The sequence below is a fragment of the Methylocaldum sp. genome (assembly GCF_039794385.1).
Lineage (GTDB): Bacteria > Pseudomonadota > Gammaproteobacteria > Methylococcales > Methylococcaceae > Methylocaldum.
In genome coordinates this window covers 1-4866 of record NZ_JBDIVO010000340.1, presented here as the reverse complement: position 1 = coordinate 4866, position 4866 = coordinate 1, and the positions used below count along the sequence as shown (strand labels likewise).

The window sequence follows — 4866 nt, the reverse complement described above, 5'->3', positions numbered from 1 at the left end:
GGCGTGTTCGCCCATCTGGTCGGCACTCTTGCGCTCTTGTCGGAAAGCGAACGGGCACGGGTGGCCGGCTTCGTCATCAACCGCTTCCGCGGCGACATCGCTCTGCTGCAACCGGGGCTGGACTGGCTGGAGCGGGAGACCGGCAAGCCGGTTTTGGGCGTACTGCCTTATCTCCACGGTCTGCATCTGGAGGCGGAAGATGCGATCGAATCCGGACAGAGAGGCGCGAGCGCCGGGGCTCTGCGGGTGGTCGTTCCGGTCACGCCGCGGATCAGCAACCACACCGATTTCGATCCGCTGCGCCTGCATATGCAGGTCGACCTTCGCTTCGTATATCCGAGCGAGGCGCCGCCTCCCGCGGACCTCGTGATCCTGCCCGGCTCCAAGAGCGTGCGCGCCGACCTATCGTTCCTGCGTACAACCGGCTGGGAGGCTTATCTTCGGCGCCATCTGCGCTATGGCGGTAAACTGCTCGGCATTTGCGGCGGTTTTCAAATGCTCGGACAAGAGATTCACGATCCTTTGGGCCTGGAAGGCGAGGCAGGTTCCCGTGCCGGGTTCGGCTGGCTGGACCTGAGCACGGTGCTGGAGCCGGAAAAGCAGCTCCGCAACGTACGAGGCGAATTGACGCTGGAGAACGCGCCGGTGACGGGTTACGAAATTCATGCCGGCGTGACGAAAGGACCGGCGCTGGAACGCCCTTTCGCCCGGCTGACGGACAGAAACGACGGCGCGTGCTCGGAGGACGGGCAGATCATGGGGACCTATCTGCATGGATTGTTCGAGTCGAACGCCGCGACCGATGCCATTCTCCGCTGGGCCGGGCTGGCCGAGCCGGAAACCCCGGATTACGCCGCTATTCGGGAAGCGGAAATCGACCGTCTGGCGGATGCCGTAGGCGCCCACCTGGACATGAATGCGATCGATCGGATGTTGGACCTGAACCGGCAGGGAGTATACGCGTGAAGGAATTGATTCTGGGCGGGGTTCGCTCCGGGAAAAGCCGATTGGCGGAAAAGCGGGCGGTGGACAGCGGCCTGGCCGTGACCTATATCGCTACGGCACGAGTCGGCGACGAGGGCATGCGGCAACGGGTGGAAGACCATCGGCGGCGGCGCCCGCCCGATTGGGACCTGGTCGAAGAGCCGCTGGAATTGGCCGTAGCCTTGCGCGCCCGCGCGGCGGAAGGGCGCTGCCTGATCGTCGATTGTCTCACCCTATGGCTGACCCAGCTCTTGTGCGAGACCGACGCGGCGAGGCTTGCACGCGAGCGGGACGCTTTGATCGAAGTGCTGCCCGGTCTTCCGGGACACATCATTCTGATCGGCAACGAAACCAATATGGGCGTGCTGCCGCCGGGGGAACTGAGCCGCCGCTATTGCGACGAGGCCGGCCTGTTGCATCAGGCATTGGCGGGTGTCTGCGACCGGGTGATTCTGACCGTGGCGGGTCTTCCATGGGTGTTGAAGGGGGAAAAACTGTGACCGGGGACATTGCATGGCTGAAAGGACCGGTGGCTCAACCCGACGAGGAAGCCGCGCGCATGGCCGCGGAACGTCAGTCGATGCTCATCAAGCCGCCGGGCGCGCTGGGACGGCTAGAAGCGCTGGCGATCCGGCTCGCCGCCTGGCAGGGAACGTCCAAGCCTTCCGCCGACCGGGTGCGCATCGTCCTGTTCGCCGGGGATCACGGCGTGGCGGAGGAGGGCATATCGGCCTTTCCCCAGTCGGTCACGGCGGCCATGGTGCGCCAGTTCGCACAGGGCGGCGCGGCGGTGAGCGTGCTCGCCCGCACGCTCGGCGCGGATCTGGAGTTGATCGACATGGGCACGGTCGAGAATGCGGGTCCCGTAACCGGCGTGCTGGACCTCCGTCTCGGGCCGGGCACCGCGAATTTCGTGCGCGGACCGGCCATGACCGAACGCCAGTTGGCACAGGCTCTCCGTACGGGCCGTGATGCCGCCGAGCGCGCCCGCTCGGCCGGAGCCCAAATCTTCATCGGCGGCGAGATGGGCATAGGCAACACCACCGCCGCCGCCGCACTGGCCTCGGCCTTGCTCGGCGAGACGGCCGAATCGCTGGCTGGTCCCGGTGCGGGTCTGGGCACGGAAGGCGTGCGGCACAAAGCCGAGGTGATTCGCCGGGCGCTCGCTCTGCATGGTCCGTATCTGGGCAATCCGCTGGAGGCCTTGCGCCGGCTCGGCGGTTTCGAAATCGCCGCCCTCGCCGGGGCCTTCGTCGCCTGCGCGCAGCAAGGTCTGCCGGTGCTGGTGGACGGATTCATCTGCACTGCGGCGGCTTTGACGGCGGAACGGCTGTGTCCGGGAGCCGCCGGCTGGTTTCTCTACGCCCACACTTCGGCGGAACCGGGGCATAAACGGATTCTGACGGCCCTGGACGGGAAGCCCTTGCTTGATTTGGGAATGCGCCTCGGCGAAGGCAGCGGAGCCGCCGCAGCGCTGCCCTTGCTGCGGCTGGCCTGCGCCCTGCACTCGGGTATGGTGACTTTCGAAGAGGCGGGGATTGCGGGCAAATCGCCGTGAGTGATGGTGTCGTTCATATCGACCTTCTGCGCCACGGCGAAACCGTGGGTGGCACGCGGTTTCGCGGCAGCCTGGACGATCCGCTCACCGACGAGGGTATCCGGCAGATGGAATGCGCCGTGGCCAACGCGGGACCCTGGGATGAGATCGTCACCTCGCCTTTGTCGCGCTGTGCCGCATTCGCCGCAAGCCTGGCCCAAAGATTGAGCATTCCTCTGGAAATCGACGAACGGCTCAGGGAGATCCATTTCGGCGACTGGGAAGGGCGCAGCTATGCCGAGCTGATGGCCACGGCACCGCTCGCGCTGACCCGTTTTCTCGGCGATCCCCTCCGGCACCCGCCGCCTGGTGCGGAGTCGGTGGAGGCATTCCGGGAGCGGACGCTCGATGCTCTTTGGGACCGGCTGACGGCGCACAACCTGGGTCGCCGTCTGCTGCTCGTCACCCATGGCGGTGTGATCCGCGTGATGCTCTGTCATGCGCGGCAATGGCCGCTCGCCCGTTTGCTCGAAATCGACGTGCCGCACGCCTCGCTGCATAGCCTCTGCGGGAGCGGGCAGCGTTGCGAGGAGGTGCGTCCATGAGCGAACTCAGACCCCTTTTGATCGCTCTTCAGTTCCTGACCCGGCTGCCGGTGCGTCTGGATGCGCCGCCGGATGGTTCGGCGCTGGGTCGTTCGCTGCTGTTTTATCCCCTGGTCGGCTTGGGTCTGGGATTGACGCTCGCGGTATTGGCCCAGTTCTTGAGCGAGGTCGGCGGCTGGCTGCCCGCGGCGATCATGCTGACGGTGTGGGTGGCCTTGACCGGAGCCCTGCATCTGGATGGACTCGCGGATAGCGCCGACGCCTGGGCTGGAGGCTTCGGCGACCGGGAGCGCACCCTCGCGATCATGAAAGACCCGCGCAGCGGCCCGGTCGCCGTGGTCGTGGTGGTGCTGGTTCTCCTCCTTAAGGCTGCCGCGCTGGAATCCGTCATGGCCCGGCACGACTGGACAGCCCTCGCGCTGGCGCCGGTGCTGGGTCGCGCCGCACCGCTGCTGCTGTTTCTCAGCACGCCGTATGTACGCCCCGGCGGTCTCGGCTCCGAGCTGGCGCGGCATCTGCCGCGCCGGGGCGGCACACTGGTGTTGTCCGCGACCCTCGTTGGCGTCCTGCTGGCTGTCAGCGTACGCGGTATCTGGCCTTTGCTTGCAACCGGCGCCTTGTTTTGCTGGCTGCGGCTGTCGATGATCCGGCGCATCGGCGGAACTACCGGGGACACCGCCGGAGCGACGATAGAACTCACCGAATGCGCGGTTCTGGTCGGCCTGGCTCTGGCCGGTGGTTAGGGGCGCATAGCGACCGGCGAACGCACCGTTGGAACGGCGCACTTCTTATTGTCTCGCTGGTCTCAAGAATGGAAGCGTCCGGCAAAGGAGGGCCGATCCATGCAGACTTTCCGCACCGCATTCATCTCGATGATCGCTTTGGCTGCCGCGACGGGCAGCGGCGGGGCGCAGACGTCCGGTGGGGCGGGCGCCTGTCCGCCGATCGAGACACGCCCACCCAACGTGCCGAGTCAGCGTCCGGCGTTTCCCGGCCAGACCCGAGCTTGCGCGATCGAATCGAATGTCGCTTTCGACGTCGTCGTGCTCACGAAAGGGCTGGAGAAACCGTGGGCCGTGGAGCCTCTTCCCGGCGGCGACCTGCTGGTCACGGAAAAGCCCGGCCGCATGCGGATCGTCTCGGCCAATGGAGAATTGGGGCAGCCGATTGCCGGCGTGCCGGCGGTCGACGCGCGCGGCCAGGGGGGCCTGCTCGACGTCGTGCTGAGCCCGAACTTCGCGGCCGACCGGACGATCTTCTGGAGCTATACCGAACCGCGGCGGGGCGGCAACGGCACCACCGTCGCCCGCGGCGTACTGTCCCCCGACCGGCGTAGCCTGGACCAGGTTCGGGTGATCTTTCGGGCGCTGCCGACCTACGACGGCGACAAGCACTACGGTTCGCGAATCGCCTTCGGTCCGGACGGCATGCTGTACGTGACGACCGGCGAACGCTGGGACGCGGAGATGCGCAAGTACGCGCAGCAGCTCGACAGCCATCTGGGCAAGGTCCTACGGATCAACCCGGACGGCTCGTCGCCGAAGGACAATCCCTTCGTCGGCCAGCCCAACGCACTGCCCGAGATCTGGACGCTCGGCCATCGCAACATCCAGGCCACGGCCTTCGATCCGGAAGGACAGTTCTGGGTGGTCGAGCACGGCGCTAAGGGCGGCGACGAGCTGAACCTGATCGTCAAGGGCAAGAACTATGGCTGGCCGCTGGTCGCCTACGGCGAGGAAT

At 66.5% G+C, this 4866-nt stretch carries 6 protein-coding genes; all 6 read left to right on the top strand.

From position 1 onward, the window contains the following. Positions 1–966 (top strand): cobyric acid synthase (locus tag ABJK70_RS20250; protein WP_347258910.1); only part of this gene is annotated, 966 nt, incomplete at its 5' end. After that, positions 963–1484, top strand: a complete 522-nt coding sequence (gene cobU, locus ABJK70_RS20245; protein WP_347258909.1) for a bifunctional adenosylcobinamide kinase/adenosylcobinamide-phosphate guanylyltransferase — start codon at positions 963–965, stop codon at positions 1482–1484. The genes ABJK70_RS20250 and cobU, both read left to right, overlap by 4 nt. Beyond that, positions 1481–2542, top strand: coding sequence for a nicotinate-nucleotide--dimethylbenzimidazole phosphoribosyltransferase (gene cobT / locus ABJK70_RS20240; protein ID WP_347258908.1), 1062 nt, complete (start codon positions 1481–1483; stop codon positions 2540–2542). The genes cobU and cobT overlap by 4 nt, the downstream gene beginning before the upstream one ends. Then, entirely contained in the window at positions 2539–3126 is a 588-nt protein-coding gene (gene cobC, locus ABJK70_RS20235; RefSeq protein ID WP_077731366.1) for an alpha-ribazole phosphatase family protein, read from the top strand. The genes cobT and cobC overlap by 4 nt, the downstream gene beginning before the upstream one ends. Further along, positions 3123–3869, top strand: coding sequence for an adenosylcobinamide-GDP ribazoletransferase (locus tag ABJK70_RS20230; protein ID WP_347258907.1), 747 nt, complete (start codon positions 3123–3125; stop codon positions 3867–3869). Before cobC ends, ABJK70_RS20230 begins: the two co-directional genes overlap by 4 nt. A 99-nt stretch (positions 3870–3968) precedes the next feature. Next, the coding region (locus ABJK70_RS20225) for a PQQ-dependent sugar dehydrogenase (protein ID WP_347258906.1) at positions 3969–4866 on the top strand (898 nt) is incomplete at its 3' end.